Genomic DNA, 1,264 nt, shown 5'->3' on the forward strand with positions numbered 1-1,264 from the left:
AAGGAGGCAAAGGGCAAGTCATTGGAATGAACCGTCAAGGTACAGTCAAAATGGAGAATAAAAGGGGAAGCTTTAAGCAAATTGTCCCGAATTATGAAAAAATCAATGCCGGTTTTACGGTTGATGTAGGTAAACCGGATAAGATTTATTTTTATGAAGATCCAATCGACATGTTATCTCATTGGAGCATTAAACAAAATAATATCCAAAACGCTCGCCTGGTTTCTATGCATGGATTGAAGTCAAAAACAGTGATTCAATCTTTAATGGATGCGAAAAAAGAAGGGCACGATATTAAAGAGGTCATAATGGCAGTTGATAATGATAAGGCTGGGAAAGACTTCATTCAGACAATGAAATGCTTTGTAGATCTTAAAGAGGACATTCCAACGCATGAAAAAGATTGGAACGATGTCCGGAAGAAACAAGTGAGTGAACAACAGCCAAAAGAAACAGCTCAACCAAAGAAAATGAAACCAATTAAAGAGGTGGAGAGAAGTGTCTAATCTACCAGGAATGCCAAACATATTACAGATTTTGATTTATGGTTTTATCCTTTATGTTCTTTTTCATATTTGTAAATTTATGTACCGGAAGATCCAGGAGCGAAGAATATTAAAGCGAATGGCTAAGTCCGGTATTCGCTATATAGACAAAATGGACGGCCATCAATTCGAAGTATACCTAAAAGCTCTCTTTCGAGAGTTGGGTTATTCTCCAACAGTCACAAAGCAGTCAAATGATTTCGGAGCGGATCTGGTATTGAAGGGGAAAAGTCGTATTGTAATCCAGGCGAAACGATACGGGATGAAAAATAGAGTCGGCATCAGTGCCGTACAAGAGATTTATGCAGCACAAGCCTATTACAAAGCACATGAGGGCTGGGTTGTAACAAACAGTGTATATACAAGACAAGCAAAGGAATTAGCGGAAGCTTGTAATGTAAAACTAATAGATCGTGTAGAACTTCAGAAGTTGATTAATAAAATTAATCCCGAATATTCGGCTGAAGATGTGTATCAAGGGGTAAAACCTGCAGAACGGAAATGTCCAACATGTGAGCATGATTTAGTGATTCGTAATTCAAATAAAACAGGAAATAAGTTTTTTGGCTGTTCTCAATATCCGACATGTACACATATGGAACCAATAAATAAATGAGCTGTTGTGGATTTGAAATAAAGTTTAATCGTTTATAAAAAAGATTAACTGTTTATAAAAAATATGCACAGTTTTATCCCTTTGAATTTACTTATCTATGGGG

The 1,264-nt window shown here is 36.5% G+C and carries 2 protein-coding genes; both read left to right on the top strand.

The features are described from left to right. The coding region (locus BWGOE10_RS29325; RefSeq protein WP_145925690.1) for a toprim domain-containing protein at positions 1–506 on the top strand (506 nt) is incomplete at its 5' end. Then, complete coding sequence (locus tag BWGOE10_RS29330) at positions 499–1,161, top strand: restriction endonuclease (protein WP_070144058.1); 663 nt, start codon at positions 499–501, stop codon at positions 1,159–1,161. The genes BWGOE10_RS29325 and BWGOE10_RS29330, both read left to right, overlap by 8 nt. The last annotated feature ends 103 nt before the right edge of the window (positions 1,162–1,264 follow it).

The organism is Bacillus mycoides (genome assembly GCF_001757995.1).
In the GTDB taxonomy this organism is placed as follows: domain Bacteria; phylum Bacillota; class Bacilli; order Bacillales; family Bacillaceae_G; genus Bacillus_A; species Bacillus_A mycoides_B.